16 protein-coding genes and 1 pseudogene are annotated in these 15,975 nt (G+C 38.8%); 9 read left to right on the forward strand and 8 right to left on the reverse strand.

Annotated elements, in window-relative coordinates; all coding sequences use genetic code 11:
* Positions 1–4: 4 nt before the first annotated feature.
* Positions 5–1,414 carry a cbb3-type cytochrome c oxidase subunit I gene (locus FCR2A7T_RS08675; RefSeq protein WP_023570904.1) on the reverse strand — a complete coding sequence of 470 codons (1,410 nt, stop codon included), beginning with the start codon at positions 1,412–1,414 and terminating at the stop codon, positions 5–7.
* Between the two features lie 11 nt (positions 1,415–1,425).
* Positions 1,426–1,860, reverse strand: coding sequence for a c-type cytochrome (locus FCR2A7T_RS08680; RefSeq protein ID WP_023570905.1), 435 nt, complete (start codon positions 1,858–1,860; stop codon positions 1,426–1,428).
* A 282-nt stretch (positions 1,861–2,142) separates the two neighbouring features.
* Here FCR2A7T_RS08680 and ric point away from each other — a divergent pair, with 282 nt between their 5' ends.
* From ric to FCR2A7T_RS08715, 8 genes are read left to right on the forward strand one after another with little or no spacing between them, the layout of a single operon-like run.
* Positions 2,143–2,868: an iron-sulfur cluster repair di-iron protein gene (gene ric / locus FCR2A7T_RS08685; RefSeq protein ID WP_023570906.1), complete on the forward strand. Its 726-nt coding sequence runs from the start codon at positions 2,143–2,145 to the stop codon at positions 2,866–2,868.
* Positions 2,869–2,910: 42 nt separating this feature from the next.
* Positions 2,911–5,022: a ribonucleoside triphosphate reductase gene (locus FCR2A7T_RS08690; RefSeq protein ID WP_023570907.1), complete on the forward strand. Its 2,112-nt coding sequence runs from the start codon at positions 2,911–2,913 to the stop codon at positions 5,020–5,022.
* Positions 5,009–5,173, forward strand: a complete 165-nt coding sequence (nrdD, locus tag FCR2A7T_RS15345) for an anaerobic ribonucleoside-triphosphate reductase (RefSeq protein WP_074460077.1) — start codon at positions 5,009–5,011, stop codon at positions 5,171–5,173. The genes FCR2A7T_RS08690 and nrdD overlap by 14 nt, the downstream gene beginning before the upstream one ends.
* Positions 5,127–5,843, forward strand: a complete 717-nt coding sequence (locus tag FCR2A7T_RS08695; RefSeq protein WP_023570908.1) for an anaerobic ribonucleoside-triphosphate reductase activating protein — start codon at positions 5,127–5,129, stop codon at positions 5,841–5,843. The genes nrdD and FCR2A7T_RS08695 overlap by 47 nt, the downstream gene beginning before the upstream one ends.
* Positions 5,844–5,899: 56 nt before the next feature.
* Entirely contained in the window at positions 5,900–7,057 is a 1,158-nt protein-coding gene (locus FCR2A7T_RS08700) for a hypothetical protein (RefSeq protein WP_240471474.1), read from the forward strand.
* Complete coding sequence (locus tag FCR2A7T_RS08705; RefSeq protein ID WP_023570909.1) at positions 7,054–7,503, forward strand: CopD family protein; 450 nt, start codon at positions 7,054–7,056, stop codon at positions 7,501–7,503. The genes FCR2A7T_RS08700 and FCR2A7T_RS08705 overlap by 4 nt, the downstream gene beginning before the upstream one ends.
* Positions 7,504–7,513: 10 nt before the next feature.
* A complete protein-coding gene (locus tag FCR2A7T_RS08710) occupies positions 7,514–7,981 on the forward strand; it encodes a hemerythrin domain-containing protein (protein WP_023570910.1) in 468 nt (155 codons plus the stop codon).
* 25 nt (positions 7,982–8,006) lie between these two features.
* Positions 8,007–8,435 (forward strand): hypothetical protein, encoded by a 429-nt coding sequence (locus FCR2A7T_RS08715; protein ID WP_023570911.1) that lies wholly within the window; start codon positions 8,007–8,009, stop codon positions 8,433–8,435.
* 61 nt (positions 8,436–8,496) lie between these two features.
* Here the strand turns inward: FCR2A7T_RS08715 and FCR2A7T_RS08720 are convergent, their stop codons facing one another.
* From FCR2A7T_RS08720 to nirK, 5 genes and pseudogenes are all read right to left on the reverse strand, one after another.
* On the reverse strand, positions 8,497–9,774 hold the full coding sequence (locus FCR2A7T_RS08720) for an alginate export family protein (RefSeq protein WP_023570912.1): 1,278 nt from the start codon (positions 9,772–9,774) through the stop codon (positions 8,497–8,499).
* A gap of 102 nt (positions 9,775–9,876) precedes the next feature.
* Positions 9,877–10,479, reverse strand: coding sequence for an SCO family protein (locus FCR2A7T_RS08725; RefSeq protein ID WP_035117978.1), 603 nt, complete (start codon positions 10,477–10,479; stop codon positions 9,877–9,879).
* Positions 10,480–10,533: 54 nt separating this feature from the next.
* Positions 10,534–11,262, reverse strand: a complete 729-nt coding sequence (locus FCR2A7T_RS08730) for a formylglycine-generating enzyme family protein (RefSeq protein ID WP_117614396.1) — start codon at positions 11,260–11,262, stop codon at positions 10,534–10,536.
* 69 nt (positions 11,263–11,331) lie between these two features.
* Positions 11,332–11,643 (reverse strand): annotated as a pseudogene (locus FCR2A7T_RS08735) (c-type cytochrome); the annotation flags it as partial.
* Between the two features lie 143 nt (positions 11,644–11,786).
* A complete protein-coding gene (nirK, locus tag FCR2A7T_RS08740) occupies positions 11,787–13,259 on the reverse strand; it encodes a copper-containing nitrite reductase (RefSeq protein ID WP_023570916.1) in 1,473 nt (490 codons plus the stop codon).
* A gap of 299 nt (positions 13,260–13,558) precedes the next feature.
* Here nirK and prmC point away from each other — a divergent pair, with 299 nt between their 5' ends.
* On the forward strand, positions 13,559–14,413 hold the full coding sequence (prmC, locus tag FCR2A7T_RS08745) for a peptide chain release factor N(5)-glutamine methyltransferase (RefSeq protein WP_035117980.1): 855 nt from the start codon (positions 13,559–13,561) through the stop codon (positions 14,411–14,413).
* Between the two features lie 72 nt (positions 14,414–14,485).
* Here the strand turns inward: prmC and FCR2A7T_RS08750 are convergent, their stop codons facing one another.
* Entirely contained in the window at positions 14,486–15,733 is a 1,248-nt protein-coding gene (locus FCR2A7T_RS08750; protein ID WP_023570919.1) for an ABC transporter permease, read from the reverse strand.
* Positions 15,734–15,975 lie beyond the last annotated feature (242 nt).

Below are 15,975 nucleotides of genomic sequence, written 5' to 3' on the forward strand. Positions count from 1 at the left end.
TAATCTAGTTTGTTTCTTCTGAATATGCGGCTTTAGCAGTTGGAATGTTGTTTATTTTTTTTCCGGACGGCATAAAGTCATGCTTTTCATCTAAAGCTTCATCGGAGGGTTTTCCGTATTTGATGAAGTCGTAAATGAATAACGAGATTCCAATGGTAAACATGGTCGCACAAATCACAAGCACCACAAAGTGAATGCTGATTTCATTCTGAACTTCCATAAACTCCATTTTCATTTTACGTTCAAGATAAACTTGTGCTACACCTGCAACACCAAAGGCTACTGTCATTCCTAACATACCAATGTTGGACAACCAGAACGCCATTCTTCCCTGTGAACTATCGTAACGTTTACGTCCGGTTAAGTTTGGTAGCGCATAACTGATAATCGCTAAAACAATCATCGCATAAGCACCCCAGAACGCAAGGTGACCGTGCATTGCTGTTACTAAAGTTCCGTGTGTGTATAAATTCGTTTGTGGTAAAGTGTGCGCAAAACCTAACAATCCGGCTCCGATGAACGACACGATAGAAGCTCCGATAGTCCAGTACAAGGCAATTTTGTTCGGGTGGCTTTTTTCGCCTTTTCGGTACATGTTCACAGCAAATAGCGCCATGGCAAGGAATGCTAACGGTTCAAGAGCAGAGAAAATACCACCAACCACTAACCAGATTTTGTTTACGCCGATGAAGTAGTAGTGGTGACCGGTTCCTAATAATCCGGAAAGGAATGTCAGACCTACAATCACATACAACCATTTTTCAATAACTTCACGGTCAACACCGGTTAGTTTGATTAATAAGAAAGATAGAATACCTCCCATAATTAATTCCCAAACGCCTTCTACCCATAGGTGCACTACCCACCAACGGAAGAATGAATCCATAACCTGACTGTCAAACCAGATCATTCCCGGTAAATAAAGCAGGGCCGCAAATAAAAGCCCCATTGTTAATACCATGGCAGTGGTGGTTTTTTGTTTTCCTTTGAATAAGGTTGCCAAAATCAATCCTAGGAACAACAGTACGTTTACAACTACAAGAAAGTCCAATTCTCTCGGAATTTCTAGGAATTTACGACCTTCCCAATGGTTAAAGTGATAGCCGATAACTGCAACAACTCCAACAACAGCCAGTGATATCAACTGTACGTACGCTAATTTTACATTTACTAATTCGCGTTGTGCTTCTTCTGGAATAATATAATAGGCAGCCCCCATGAATCCGGTTAAAAGCCAAACTACCAATAGGTTAGTATGAACCGCTCTGGCGGTGTTAAACGGAATAAAATCGTGTAATCCGTCAAAGCCAATTCTGGCGAAGCCCATGATAAAACCATAGATTATCTGTAGCGATAAAAGCAACATACATAATCCAAAAAACCAATAGGCTACTTTTTGTGATTTATATTTCATATCTGTAAAATTTAATTATTAACCTTAGCTAAAGGTGATACCACTCGGTCAAATCCGTTTAAGTCGATTTGTCCGTTCCATTTTAAAAAGGCAATAACAGCTTCGGCATCGGCCTCATTCATGTTGTATTTTACCATTTTTCTTCCTCTTGGAGCCCAAGGGATAGGGGACATAAGTACCGCTTTTACGTAAGCTTCTCCGCGTCGGTCAATTACTTTTGTAAGTTCCGGTGCATAGTAGCCGCCTTCTCCTAAGAGTGTATGGCAACCCATACAGTTGTTTGATTCCCAAATTTCCTTTCCTCTAATAACCTTTTTGTCAATCTTGGAATAATTTGACTGATCATTAGCAGGCATGAACGAATAGATGGTCAATCCGATAAATATCAGGAAGGTGACTACCGTTCCGCCTAAAAAGAATGCTCTGGCCTGTGATTTTGAAAGCATAATGATTAGTATTTGTTAGTTAAATAATAAATTTAGATAAAGGACTATTTTATCCTTTATTATGCAAATGTCGTTTGAGATTTAAAATAAGAACATGATAAATGTCATTTTTCAGGTACTTTTTTTCGCTTTATTATTAAATATAAAAATTCGGGTTTTGCACAACAGTAGTAACAAATATTTTATCCAAAATAAATGTTGAAAAATAATAAAAGATAAAATAGTCCTTTATTAAAAATAATATGTAATTTTGTATAAGAAATAAAACTAAAACGATTGATTATGAATGCAATTGAACAAATGACAATAGGCGAATATGTAGCAGAAGATTTCAGAACAGCCGCTGTTTTTTCCAAATACGGCATCGATTTTTGTTGTAAAGGACACCGCACTTTAGAGGAAGTTTGCGACGCCAAAGGAATGGATATTTCAATCCTTCAGAACGAATTATCTTCGGTATTAAATGCAAAAGGAGATGGGGGCATCGATTTCAAATCATGGCCAACCGATCTGTTAATTGATTACATCGAAAAAACGCATCACCGTTATGTGGAAGAAAAAACACCAACGTTGCTTCAGTTTTTAGACAAATTGTGTAAAGTACACGGGAATGCGCATCCGGAACTTTTTGAAATTTACGATTTATTCAAAGGATGTGCCGGTGAATTGGCACAACACATGAAAAAAGAAGAATTCATATTGTTTCCCTTTATCAAAAGACTGGTAAAAGCAACCATGAACAATGAAGCAATTGAAATGCCGCCTTTTGGAACGGTAGATAACCCAATCGCCATGATGAAGCACGAACACGATGCGGAAGGCGAACGTTTCAGAAGAATAGTGGAGTTAACTGATAACTATACACCGCCGGCTGATGCTTGCAACACATACAAAGTAACTTTTGCAATGTTAGAGGAATTCGAACAGGATTTGCACAAGCACATTCATCTGGAAAACAATATTCTTTTTCCAAAAGCACAGCAATTGGAAAAAACACTTTCAATTTAATTATACTTAATACCACAAGTAAAACACAATAACATCGAACCTATGGAAAAATTCGTTATCAAAAGGAATGGAGAATATAAACCATTCGAGAATTTTAAAATAAAAGACGCCATCGCAAAAAGTTTTAATAGTGTCGCCATTCCGTTCGATGTTAGTGTTTTCGAAAGTGTGATGACGGCTATTGAAATCAAAGACATTTGGGCCGTGGAAGAAATTCAGGACATGATCGAAAAAACATTCTTTCAGAAAGAGTATTTTTCGGTGATGCGCTCTTTTATGTTGTTCCGACACACGCGCAAATTACAACGCGAACATATCGAAGGACTAAACGATGATACTACTTATGTTGACAGTACCCAAACCATTGAAGAATACATCAGTCAGACCGATTGGCGTATTAATGCCAATGCCAACACTTCCTATTCCAATGCAGGATTGGTGAATAATGTCGCCGGAAAAATCATTGCGAATTACTGGCTGGATAAAGTCTATTCCAAAGAAGAAGGCTATGCCCACCGAAACGGCGATGTTCACATTCACGATTTGGATTGCCTTACCGGATATTGCGCCGGATGGAGTTTGAGAGTGTTGCTGAACGACGGTTTTAACGGCGTTCGCGGCCGGGTGGAAAGCAAAGCGCCTTCGCATTTCCGGGAAGCTCTTGGGCAAATGGCCAATTTCCTCGGAATTCTGCAAAGCGAATGGGCGGGAGCACAGGCTTTCAGTTCGTTTGACACCTATTTGGCACCGTATGTTTTCAAGGATAATTTGTCTTTTGAGGATGTGCTGAAAGCGGTACGCAGTTTTGTTTATAATTTAAATGTTCCGGCGCGTTGGGGACAATCGCCTTTTACAAATATCACATTGGATTGGGTAGTGCCGTCCGATTTGAAAGAACAGATTCCAACGAAAAACGATCAGCATTTATTCGATAATATTACCGATGAAAGTGTTTTGAATCGCGCTAAGGAAAGAGGCGTTTCATCCTTAACCGAAATGCGTTACGAACATTTTCAGAAGGAAATGAATCTCATCAATAAAGCGTATTATACTGTAATGACCGAAGGCGATGCGAACGGACAACCGTTTACCTTCCCGATTCCAACGGTAAACATTACGGAAGATTTCGATTGGAACGGTGAAAACACCGATTTACTTTTCGAAAATACCGCCAAAATCGGTTCTTCGTATTTTCAGAATTTTATCGGAAGTCAGTATTTGCTAGATGAAAACGGTAACCGTGTTGAAAATCCGAATGCCTACAAACCCAATGCGGTACGAAGCATGTGCTGTCGTTTGCAACTCGATTTACGGGAATTGTTAAAACGCGGCAACGGCCTTTTCGGAAGTGCGGAAATGACCGGAAGTATCGGTGTGGTAACCCTCAATATGGCGCGTTTGGGCTATCTGTTCAAAGGGAATAAAGAAGGGTTGTACCAGCAATTGGACAAGCTGATGGAACTGTCCAAATCGACTTTAGAGAAAAAAAGAACCTTCATTCAGGAAATGTACGAACGTGGTTTGTATCCGTATACGAAACGCTATCTGCCACATTTCAGAAATCATTTTTCTACCATCGGTGTGAACGGAATGAACGAAATGGTTCGGAATTTCACGTTCGATAAAGAAGACATCACGTCCGATTTCGGAGCGGAATTCTGCATGGAAATCTTAGAACACATCCGCAACCGAATGAAAGAATTTCAGGAAGCAACCGGAAATTTATACAATCTGGAAGCCACTCCGGCAGAAGGAACGACTTATCGTTTTGCGAAAGAAGACAAAAAACGTTTTTCCGATATTTTACAGGCAGGCGAAGGCGACAATATTTATTATACGAACAGTTCGCAAATCCCGGTAAATTACACCGAAGATCCATTTGAAGCCTTACTGATGCAGGACAATTTACAATGCCAATATACCGGAGGAACCGTTTTGCATTTGTACATGAGCGAAAAAATCAGCTCTTCGGAAGCCTGTAAACAGTTCGTAAAAAAAGTACTGAGTAATTTCAAATTGCCTTATATCACCGTCACGCCAGTGTTCAGTGTTTGTCCGGTTCACGGATATTTAACAGGCGAACACGAATATTGCCCGAAGTGTGACGACGCCTTACTACAAAACCACAAAAGTGAACTATATGAAGAACAGTAATGAAATTTTAGAGCAAAATCAGCATTTAAGAACAAAATGTCTGGTTTATACCCGCGTAATGGGCTATCACAGACCCGTAGAAAGTTTTAATATCGGTAAAAAAGGTGAACACAAACAACGTACCCATTTTACAGAAAGAAAATGCAGCTAAAGCCATCTTTAGCATAACGCCTTTCACCTTGCTGGATTATCCGCATAAATCGGCCTGTATTCTTTGGTTTACAGGCTGTAACATGCGGTGTTTGTATTGTTATAATCCGGAAATTGTATTGGGAAAAGGCAAAATTTCGTTTGATGAGGTACTTTTCTTTTTAACGAAAAGAAAAAAATTATTGGACGCCGTAGTCCTCAGCGGAGGCGAATGTACGATGCACAAAAACCTGATTCCTTTCGTCGAACAGATTAAAGCATTGGGCTTTGAGGTTAAAGTCGACACTAACGGTTCCAATCCGGATGTTTTGGAGCAACTGATGGCAAAAAAACTCATTGATTTCGTAGCACTTGATTTTAAAGCTTCCGAATCAAAATACACTCGTGTTACCCAGTCGAATTTGTTTTCGGCATTCGAAAAATCCTTACATTTATTACTGCAAAACCCGATTCCGTTTGAAGTGCGTACGACGTTTCATTCGGATTTAATCGATGAACCGGAACTTCGCTCCATGATTCGCTATCTGGAAAACAAACAATACAGCGGCAATTATTACATTCAGCATTTTGTGAACAATGTGGAAACTATTGGGAATTTGCCCCGATCATCGCGTGAAATTGAAAAAAGTTATTTCACCACAAGAACAATACAAGTAAATTTTAGAGGTTGATTATGTTAAAAAAATGGATAGTAATTTGTTTTGGTAATTTTTTAATAGCTGCGCTGATGGGTTTACTCTTGCGCCTGCAGTTTGTGGCACCCGTCGCAAATGTGAATTACCAGTTTCTCTTGCACGGACATTCGCATATTGCCATGTTGGGCTGGGTGTATCTGGCGCTTTTTGCGTTGATTTATCATTTTTTTATTCCGAAAAATAAAGAAAACGAAAAGAAATTCAACCGTCTTTTCTGGGTTACGGAAGGCACTGTTATCGGAATGATGATTGCTTTTCCGCTTCAGGGCTATGCGGTTTTTTCGATTGTTTTTTCAACGATACATATTTTTTCCAGTTATTATTTTGTTCGGTTGGTATGGAAAAATCTTGAAACCAATTTAGTACCGGAACGCTATCTGATTAAAACCGCATTGTTTTTTATGATTTTATCCACTTGCGGCATTTGGTGTTTGGGTCCTGCGGTTGGTTTATTGGGGAAAACGAGTGCTTTTTATCAGATTGCCATTCAGTTTTTCCTGCATTTTCAGTTTAACGGCTGGTTTATTATTGCGGTTTTGGCCTTGTTATTTCATCAGATGCAAGTCAAAGTGGAGAATACGGTTTTCTTTTCCTTTTACAAATGGCTTATTGTGAGCACCGTTTTAACGTTCGCTTTGCCGGTGAGTTGGTTCGTTTCCAGTCCGATTCTTACTTGGATCAACGGCGTAGGCGTAGTGGTGCAACTAGTCGCTTTTGTGAAATTGGTGCTGATGCTCCGACCGCAATTCGGAATGTTTTATGCTAAACTGAAAGAAATCGAAAAAATCGTGTACAGCTTTGCTTTGTTGTCTTTAGGGCTGAAAGTACTGGTGCAGTTGGTGGTTATTTTTCCGGATATGGCATTGATATCACATCAAGTCAGAAATTTTGTCATCGGATTCATCCATATGATTATGCTGGGTGTTATCACTGGTTTTTTATTAGGTTTTTTACTGAATACTAAAGTGATAAACTATAAGAACCGATTTTCAGAATACGGCATTAAAATTTTTCTGATGGGTTTTATACTTACCGAATTCCTGTTGTTTGCGCAGGGAGGGAATTTGTTTTTTAACTGGAATATAATCCCGATGTACCATCAGAATTTATTTCTATCCAGTGTTTGGCTGGTTGTTGGCATTATTATGATTATTTTTAGTACAACCAATCTGAAAAACAGTTTAAAATGAACCATCATTTCTTGTTAATCGTGCATTTAATCTGCGCTGCAATATGGGTAGGAGGGCATCTTTTATTGGTGTTTGCTTATCTGCCGAAAGCACTAAAGGAAAAAAATCAACACATCATTTTGGACTATGAAAAAAAATACGAACCGGTGGGAATGCCGGCTTTAGTATTATTGGTAATTACCGGAATCCTGATGGCCTATAAATATGGAGTGGGTATTGAAAGTTGGTTTCATTTTGCTGCTCCGATAGAAAAAGTAGTTTCCGTAAAATTAGCCTTGTTGTTTGTTACGGTGCTTTTTGCGTTAAGTGCTCAATTTAGGGTGATTCCGAAGTTGAAAAATAATGCCGGCGCATTACCCGAAATGAGTTTTCATATCGTTTCAGTGACTACCATCGGAGTGATTATGCTCATTCTGGGATCTTTTGTACGGTTTGGAGGAATTTAAAAACGAAATAATGATACTAGAAACAAAACCATTAAAAAGAGCTAAAGAACTGCAGGAATTAAGTCGGGAGCATCATCATGGTTTATTACTGTGTTGGAAAATCAGAGCCGGATATTCGCGTAATGTCAGTCCGGAGCGCATTAAAAGATATACCGATTGGTTCTATACCAAATATTTACTTCCCCATTTTGAATTGGAAGAGGAATACGTTTTTACTATTTTGAAAGAGAATCATGAGTTGGTGAAAAAAGCGCTTGCCGAACACCGACGACTAAGACGGCTTTTCAATCAGCGGATAAATATTGATAAAAATTTGGGGTTAATCGAAGAGGAACTCGAAGCACACATCCGTTTTGAAGAACGTGTTCTGTTTCCGGAAGTGCAAAAAGTGGCAACCCCGGAGCAATTAGAAAGAATTGTACAGATTCACGGAAGAGATGAGTTTGTTGAAAATGAAAAAGATATTTTTTGGAAATAAGAAATGCAACCTAAATAGTGTAATCATGAAAAAAAGAATTGTTCTTACAGGATTGGTATTGCTGAGTTTAACCGCCTGTCTGAAAGAAAAGAAAACTACTGAAAAAGAAGAAGTAGCTGCAACAGAAGCTACAACCGAAACATCAAATGTAACCCTCGACAACGGCAAATTATGGATTGCCAATCCGGAAACAACGGAAGGAATTCATAACCTGCAAAAAATTATTTCAGAGCGCAAACAGGAAGCCACCGGAGCGGTTTTGAAAGAAGCCCTGGAAAACGAATTCCAAATGATTTTCGAGAAGTGTACCATGGAAGGCGAAGCACACGAACAGTTGCACAATTATCTGTTGCCGTTAAAAATGAAATTAAACAAACTCGACGGTACTAACGATGCCGAAGTTTTGAAAGATATAGAGAACTATCTGAAAGAATATCCAAAGTATTTCAAATAAAAAAAGCCTGTGCTACACAATGTAACACAGGCTTTTTTCTCTAATTAACCTAACTCTGAATTTATTTTGCGGTAGTAAATATTCTGGGATTGATGGTAATCATTACCCAAGCCCAGTTGTTGTCGTAGCCTTTGTTTCCTACTTTTAAGACTTCCATAGTATCGCTTCCGAACATTTGGGAATACCCACCTGTAATGTTTACATCTTTCTGAAGTGCATAAGAGGCTGTGAAATCGATTTCAGTACCCAAATAGCTGTCCATTTTTTTAGTTGCATCTGTCGGATCAATTACATCGGCAGCAGTTAAGAAAGCATGCGGAATCAAGTTGAATTGCCATTTGTTAGACGCATATGTCATTTTCAGAAAAGCATCCTGTAAACCCACCGTGTTTTTGTAATTCCCTACGTAGAAGTAATCCATAAAACCGTTGAAACCGTGGTTGGTTCCGAAAATCGGGTTGAATGATTTTATTTTACTGTCGGTATCATCCTGGTCTTTTCCGGAAAGGTATTCGTAACCCAAACCGGCTTTGAATTTATCGGTGATGGCATAGCTCAGGTTTAATCCTCCGTATAAGGCGCTGATGCTGGTGTTTTCAGTAACCAATTTACCATCTCCGGTTTGACCGTACACACTTAAATTACCGTCGAATTTGTTTTTCTTATAGGATAAAAACGTTCCGAAAGTCTGCATGTTGTCAACTTTTAATTCATTTGCCGGAACATCCTTATATTGGAAACCAACATTTAAGAAAAGCAAACTCATGTTCAAATTACTGAAGCTGGTGTGGTACCAGGCATATTGCATGTGCTTGTAGCTGTTGGTGTATACATCGCGGTATAATTTTTCAGAATCCGAATTTACGGCAAATCCTAAATCCAATTGATGGTTGGTTGGTTTAAAGGAAATTAAAGCCGCGTCGTGACTTTGACCTTGTTGGGCCCAATCGATTTCCCCCATGATTCTCTGGTTGTCATAAGAAAGTACTTGTCTTCCCACTCTGGCGCTCCATTTGGCATTGAAGTCGTATTGAGCCCAAGCTTCGAAAAGCGCTACTCCGTTTTTGTCAGAAGTGGCTGTTGTGGCTACATCTCCCCAAACGCGAATGTTTTGAAAAGTCAGTTTTGCTTTTAATTTTTCTTGTTTAAAGTTGAAGTTTAAACGGGAACGTTGTGATACAAATGAAGTAGGTAACGAGCCGTCTTTCATTAGTTCTTTAAAACCGTTTCGGTATTCATAACGGGGTCTCAGTTGCAAATTTGCATCCAATTCCTGAGCGAAGGCTCCTGTGCCTATCAATAAACATAATGATAAGCCAACTTTTTGTAATGATTTCATATAGGTAAAATTTATTTGTAAGAGGTCTATATGGTATCGCCTTTATTTTTTAGATGTTTGCTTGCTGTAAACTCGTTGTTAGTGGCGATTTCATAGTTTGGATTAGTTTAGCTTTTCAGCTTCTTCGGTAATTTTGTTTACGGTTTCGTCATAGCTTACTCCCAAACCTTCCTGTTGGAAAGCTAATTCTCCTTCAGCATTGAAAACACTGATAATGTTGGAATGAGAGAAATCCATTGGCGATATTTTTTTGTAGTTTACGGCTAATACGGCAGCGAATTCACGGGTGTTTTCTTCTGTAGAGCGAAGGAACAGCCATTGATTGCCATCCATTTTGTTTTCTATGGAGAATTCTTTTAAACGTTTTGGAGTGTCTACTGTAGGATCAATACTAACCAGCACAAGTTGTACTTTATCTTTTAAGTTAGCAGGGATACGTTCTTCAATATTGCGCATATCGGCAACTAATCGGGGACAAGCAGACTTACAAGAAGTATAAATCATGACCATTACCAAAACTTTACCTTTTAAATCTTTCATCTCAATGTTTTTATTGTCTTGCGTAGTCCACTGAGAGGGAAGGTTGTAGATGGATAAATCAGAAATGGTTTTATTGGTTGGATTTTTAGTTTCGTTTTTCTTTTGAGAGTTACAGCTTTGCAATCCCAACAGGATTATTAACAATCCCAGTACTATCTTTTTCATTGTTTTAAATTTGAATTTCACAGAAAAAGTGATTTTTTATGTACGATGTGTTTGTTATTTCAAATCTTTGGCACATCGGAAACCAAGATTTCGAGTAGTATAACTTGCTTTTAAACTGCCTCTGAAAGCATAGCGCATAAAAGCAGCATAGTTCATTAAATCGGAGGCATTTACAGATCCGCTTCCGCAGAACAGGTTTTTGTCGGAATCCTTATCTTTTCGGGATTCACCGGAGAGCATGATGCTGTTAAAATCAGCAGTCCATTCCCATACCAAGCCGTGCATGTCATAAACACCCCAATAATTTTTAAATGTTTTTCCTATCGGATTGTTGTATGTTTTTGATTTTTCGTACCAGGAAAGAATGAATTTGTTGTACTCTTCTTTGGTTCGGGCATCGATTCTTTTTTCATCGGCCATGGCTACATATTCCCATTCATCCATGGTTGGTAAACGTTTTCCCTGACATTCGCAGTATTTTTTGGCAGCAAACCAGGAAATGTTGGTTACGGGTGAATTGTTTTTGTTGGCCCCGAAATCGAAATCGTTTTTCCAGTGGGATAAATAACTTTTGTCGGCAAAAAGACCTTTGATTTTTGAACGGCTGTATTGTGGATTTTTTTTCAAAAATGCCAAATACTCGTCATTTGTTACAGGATATACATCCATTTTGAAAGGAGCAACCGTTACCGGTTTTTTATCGGTGGTTCCATAAAGGGGAACATATGTTCCCCTTTTTATGGTAACCATACCTTTATCCTGAGCAGTAAGAGACGTTGCCATAAATAAAACAGCGTAGAAAATGAGTTGTATTTTATACTTGAGTACCATGGTCAACTTACTTTAAATGAATTATTTTTTACCTCTTTGTGCTTTTACCATTGCTGGTGTAACTTTAGTTCCGTTATTGCCCCAGCTGCTGTAAACATAAGTTAAAACGTCTGCAACCTGTTGGTCGGATAACGCTTGTGGCGTCATCATGGCGTTGAATTTTTTACCGTTAACAGTGATAGGACCACTTAATCCGTTAAGAACAGTTTTGATAGCGCGGTTGGCATCTTTGTTTAAGTAATCAGATTTTGCCAAAGGAGGAAATGCATTTGGAACTCCTTGTCCGTTAGCCTGGTGGCATGCGATACAGGTTTTTGCAAAAACTTCTTTTCCTTTGTCTGGGTTTTGGATGGCAACTTTTGTTACTTTTTCCGTTTTCACTGGAGTTGTAAAACTATATAGACCAATAGTTAATGCAAGTGCGGCAACTCCTAAAATTATCTTTTTCATGATAAAAAGTATTTAATAATTAATGGTTATTCGTGAATGTCTTTGGTTTTTTTTGCAGGTGTGCTTCGTCCTGCTTTTACCATAGCAGCGGTAACTTCTGTTTTATTGTTACCCCAGCTGTTGTACACATAGGTTAGAACATTTGAAATTTCTTCGTCTGTAAGGTTTTGGCTGGTCATTACACTGTTGTATTTTTTGCCGTTAACCGTAATTTCACCTGTTAAACCGTGTAGTACTGCATTGATTGCTCTTTTCGGATCGGCATTAAGGAAATCAGATTTCGCTAATGGAGGGAAAGCATTCGGGATTCCTTGTCCTTCAGATTGGTGACAAGCGAAACAAGTTCTTCCGTAAATCTCTTTACCTGCTTTAATTTTTTCAGGTAATGATTTCGCTGCAGCCGCTTTGCCATCGCCATTTTCTTTAGGCATTTTTTGAATGGTTCCACCTTCCGGTAAATAAATACCTTCTTGTACAGTACCGGAGTAAATCGTTTTGTCTTGTTCGCCTTCCACTTTAAGCATTCCTAATGCTCCTTTGTTAAACGCTCTGAAGATAGAGTGGTCTACCAAGATAAAAGTACCCGGAACATCTACTTTGAATTCTACGATAGCAGAACCACCGGCAGGTACTAATGTTGTCTGAACATCTTTATTGATTAAACTTCCGCCTTCAATGTGAACTTTGTCGAAAATCTCACCAATTACGTGGAAAGACGATACAATGTTCGGACCACCATTACCCATATAGATACGTACTGTTTCTCCTTTTTTAGCGGTAATCGCTTTATCACCGGTTAGAGAACCTACTTTTCCGTTGAATACCACGTAATCCGGTTGTTCTTTAACTGCTTTTTCCATGTCAAACGGTTGAGATCCTTGTTCGCCATAAGCGCCTTTTGTGTAGAAATCTCCTTGCATGATGTAGTACTCTTTATCCACTGGAGGCAAACCACCTTCCGGTTCTACTAGAATCAAACCATACATTCCGTTCGCAATGTGCATCCCTACAGGAGCTGTAGCACAATGGTAAACATACAAACCAGGGTTTAAACATTTGAAATTGAATACTTTTTCATGTCCGGGTGCTACTAACGAAGATGTCGCTCCACCACCTGGGCCTGTAACAGCATGTAAGTCAATGTTGTGTGGTAATTTGTTGTCTGGATGGTTTTTCAAGTGAAATTGTACTTCATCACCAATGCGTGTTCTGATGAAACTTCCCGGAACTGATCCGCCAAATGTCCAATACGTGTATTTTACACCGTCAGCCATTTCGCCTTCTTGTTCCTTGATTTCCATGTTTACAATCAGTTTCGTTGCTGCACGGTTACCAACAGGTTTCGGTACAAATGGAGGAGGTGTTAATTCCGCTACCATTTCACCTTCTACCTTAATTTTGGTCGGATCGTTTGCATCTTTGTTTCCGAAAGCGAACAAACCAACTGTAATTGCAGTTACCGCTAATACTCCAGCAGCAATTTTTAATTTAGTTTTCATGATTATGGGTTTTTGTTTAACTTATTTTATAGTGTAAAATTAAAGGACAAAAAAGTCTTTTATCATGATATTTGTCATGTTTGAAAAAAATAAATCGGGGATCATAAAAATTAATTTCTGTGAAAATTTTGGTTTTAGTTTAATGAAGTGACGGTATGCAAGCGCAAGGATTGTGTTTCGGATATTTCCCGAATTCCCCGATACGATTTAAAACCTGTAATTTTTGAGTTATCTTTGAATGAAATTATATTTCCGATACCCATACTAATTATTTCGGAAGAAAAAGGACAATCGATATTATGCTTCTAAAAGACTACCGGACTATTTTTACACAGGAATTGGCTTCTTTATATGACGAGTATGAGACAGAAAGTTTCTTCTATATTATATTAGAAGATTTTCATCATATGAAGCGGGTGGATTTGGCTTTGAATCCTACGTTCGAACTGAGTCCTGAATTAATGCACCAATGGGAAAACGTGGTAGCGCAATTAAAGGAACAACGTCCGATTCAATACATTTTAGGGGAAACCGAGTTTTACGGATTACCGTTTTATGTGAACGAACACACTTTGATTCCGCGTCAGGAAACGGAAGAATTGGTCGATTGGATTGTTAAGGGAAATTTAAAGATCGAAAGATTGAAGGATTTAAAGATTCTGGACATTGGAACGGGAACCGGCTGCATTGCGATTTCATTAGCCAAAAATCTTCCTAATGCTAAAGTATTTGCGATGGATGTATCCGATAAGGCACTTGCTGTAGCCAAACGAAATGCCGAAAGAAATGAAGTGACAATCAATTTTATCCACCAAAGTATTTTAGAAACCAATGATTTAGGTGAAACATTCGATATTATCGTATCCAATCCGCCGTATGTCCGCAATCTGGAAAAAGAAGAAATCAAAAAGAATGTTTTGGACTACGAACCGCATTTGGCCTTGTTCGTGGAAGATAACGACGCCTTATTGTTTTACCGAAAAATTACCGAATTGGCAATCAAAAACCTTTCGGAAAACGGGCAGTTGTATTTCGAAATCAATCAGTATTTAGGCAATGAAATGGTGCAATTACTGCAACAACACAATTTTAAGGATGTTGAATTACGCAAAGATATTTACGGGAATGACAGGATGATGAAAGGGAAGGTTTAGTGTTCAGTAATCAGTGCTTAGTAATCTAGTTATCATATCTGCTAACTGATCACTATTAACTACCAACTACTTTTACTCGTGTCGTAATGCCTCAATCGGATCCAACTTAGAAGCCTTAATCGCAGGATACAACCCGGAAACAATCGCAACAATAAAAGTCGTAATAAACGCCGCCATAATAGCCATCCACGGAATCACAAAGGTGAATTCAATCGCTTTGGCAATTCCGAAACCTATTAATATCCCCAAAATAATTCCAACAATACCACCCATCTGACCAATTACCAAAGTTTCGGTAAAAAACTGCCAGGCGATGGTGGAACGTTTCGCGCCTAAAGATTTACGAACACCAATTTCGCGCGTACGCTCGGTAACGGAAACCAACATGATGTTCATCAACGCAATCGACGAACCAAAAACAGTAATAATCCCGATAACCCAAGCACTGATGCGCAACACTTCCGTATTGGAAAGCAAGCGCTGAATCAAATCGTCACTGCGTTCCACACCAAAATTGTTTTCCTGAACCGGACTCAATTTTCGTATTTTACGCATGGTAATAGTTGCATTGTCAGAGGCTTGTCCTAAAGTTTCCTTACGACTGATCATCACATTAATATCATAATTAATATTCGGTGCCGAAAATATCGAACGGGCAATCTGAATCGGAATCAAAACGCGCAAATCCTGATTGTTGCCAAAGGTTGAGCCTTTTTCTTTCAATACGCCAATGACTTTAAACTTAGCTCCGCGAATCGAAATCGTTTTGTCAATCGGATTCACATCTTTAAAAAGGCCTTTTTCAAAATCGGAACCTAAAACACAAACATAATTATTATTGGAAACGTCAAAACCGGTAAAGTTTCGCCCTTTGGTAGCTTCTAAACCTTTGTTGGGAAGGAAATTTTCATCCACACCCACCACCGTAATTTCCGGATCGGTTTTTTTGGCTTCGTATTTCACTTCGGCTGTTGTGGTTGCCGTGAACGATAGGGAAGTAGTAGTAAACGGGAAAGTATATTTCTCCTGAAAAGCCTTAGCCTGAGGATAACTGATAATCGGATTGATTTTCTGCTCGGCATTGTTGCGGTTCACACGCTCCGAAAAATCATACTGACTGATGGAAAACGTGTTGGCGCCCATCGATGCAAAATCCTTCATAATCGTATTTTCCAACGCCGATACCACCGTCAGAATTCCCACCAAAGCGGTTATTCCAATGGCAATAATCATCACCGTTAAAATCGTACGCAAGAGCTGACTTCTAATCGCTCCAAGCGCAATCTTCGTATTTTCCTTAAACAGACCAATTCCAACCATAGTAGTAATTTGTCACTAAAATAGGTTATTTGTTACAAGTTTCCCCAAACAGATTTACGAAATTCTTTAAAAAGTAAGATATTTGCAAAGTATTAGGAGCGAAACGTCGGTTTCTTATCCGGATACGAAGTTCCCGCTGTCCGCACTACAAGGTAGTTGCTCCCATCGGGGCTAAAAGAAAAACCATTGGTCTGTTTGTAATCTAACAATCTAAACAGTCTAAGAAGGTCTAACAATCTAAT

It is taken from the genome of Flavobacterium cauense R2A-7 (assembly GCF_000498475.1).
GTDB lineage: Bacteria > Bacteroidota > Bacteroidia > Flavobacteriales > Flavobacteriaceae > Flavobacterium > Flavobacterium cauense.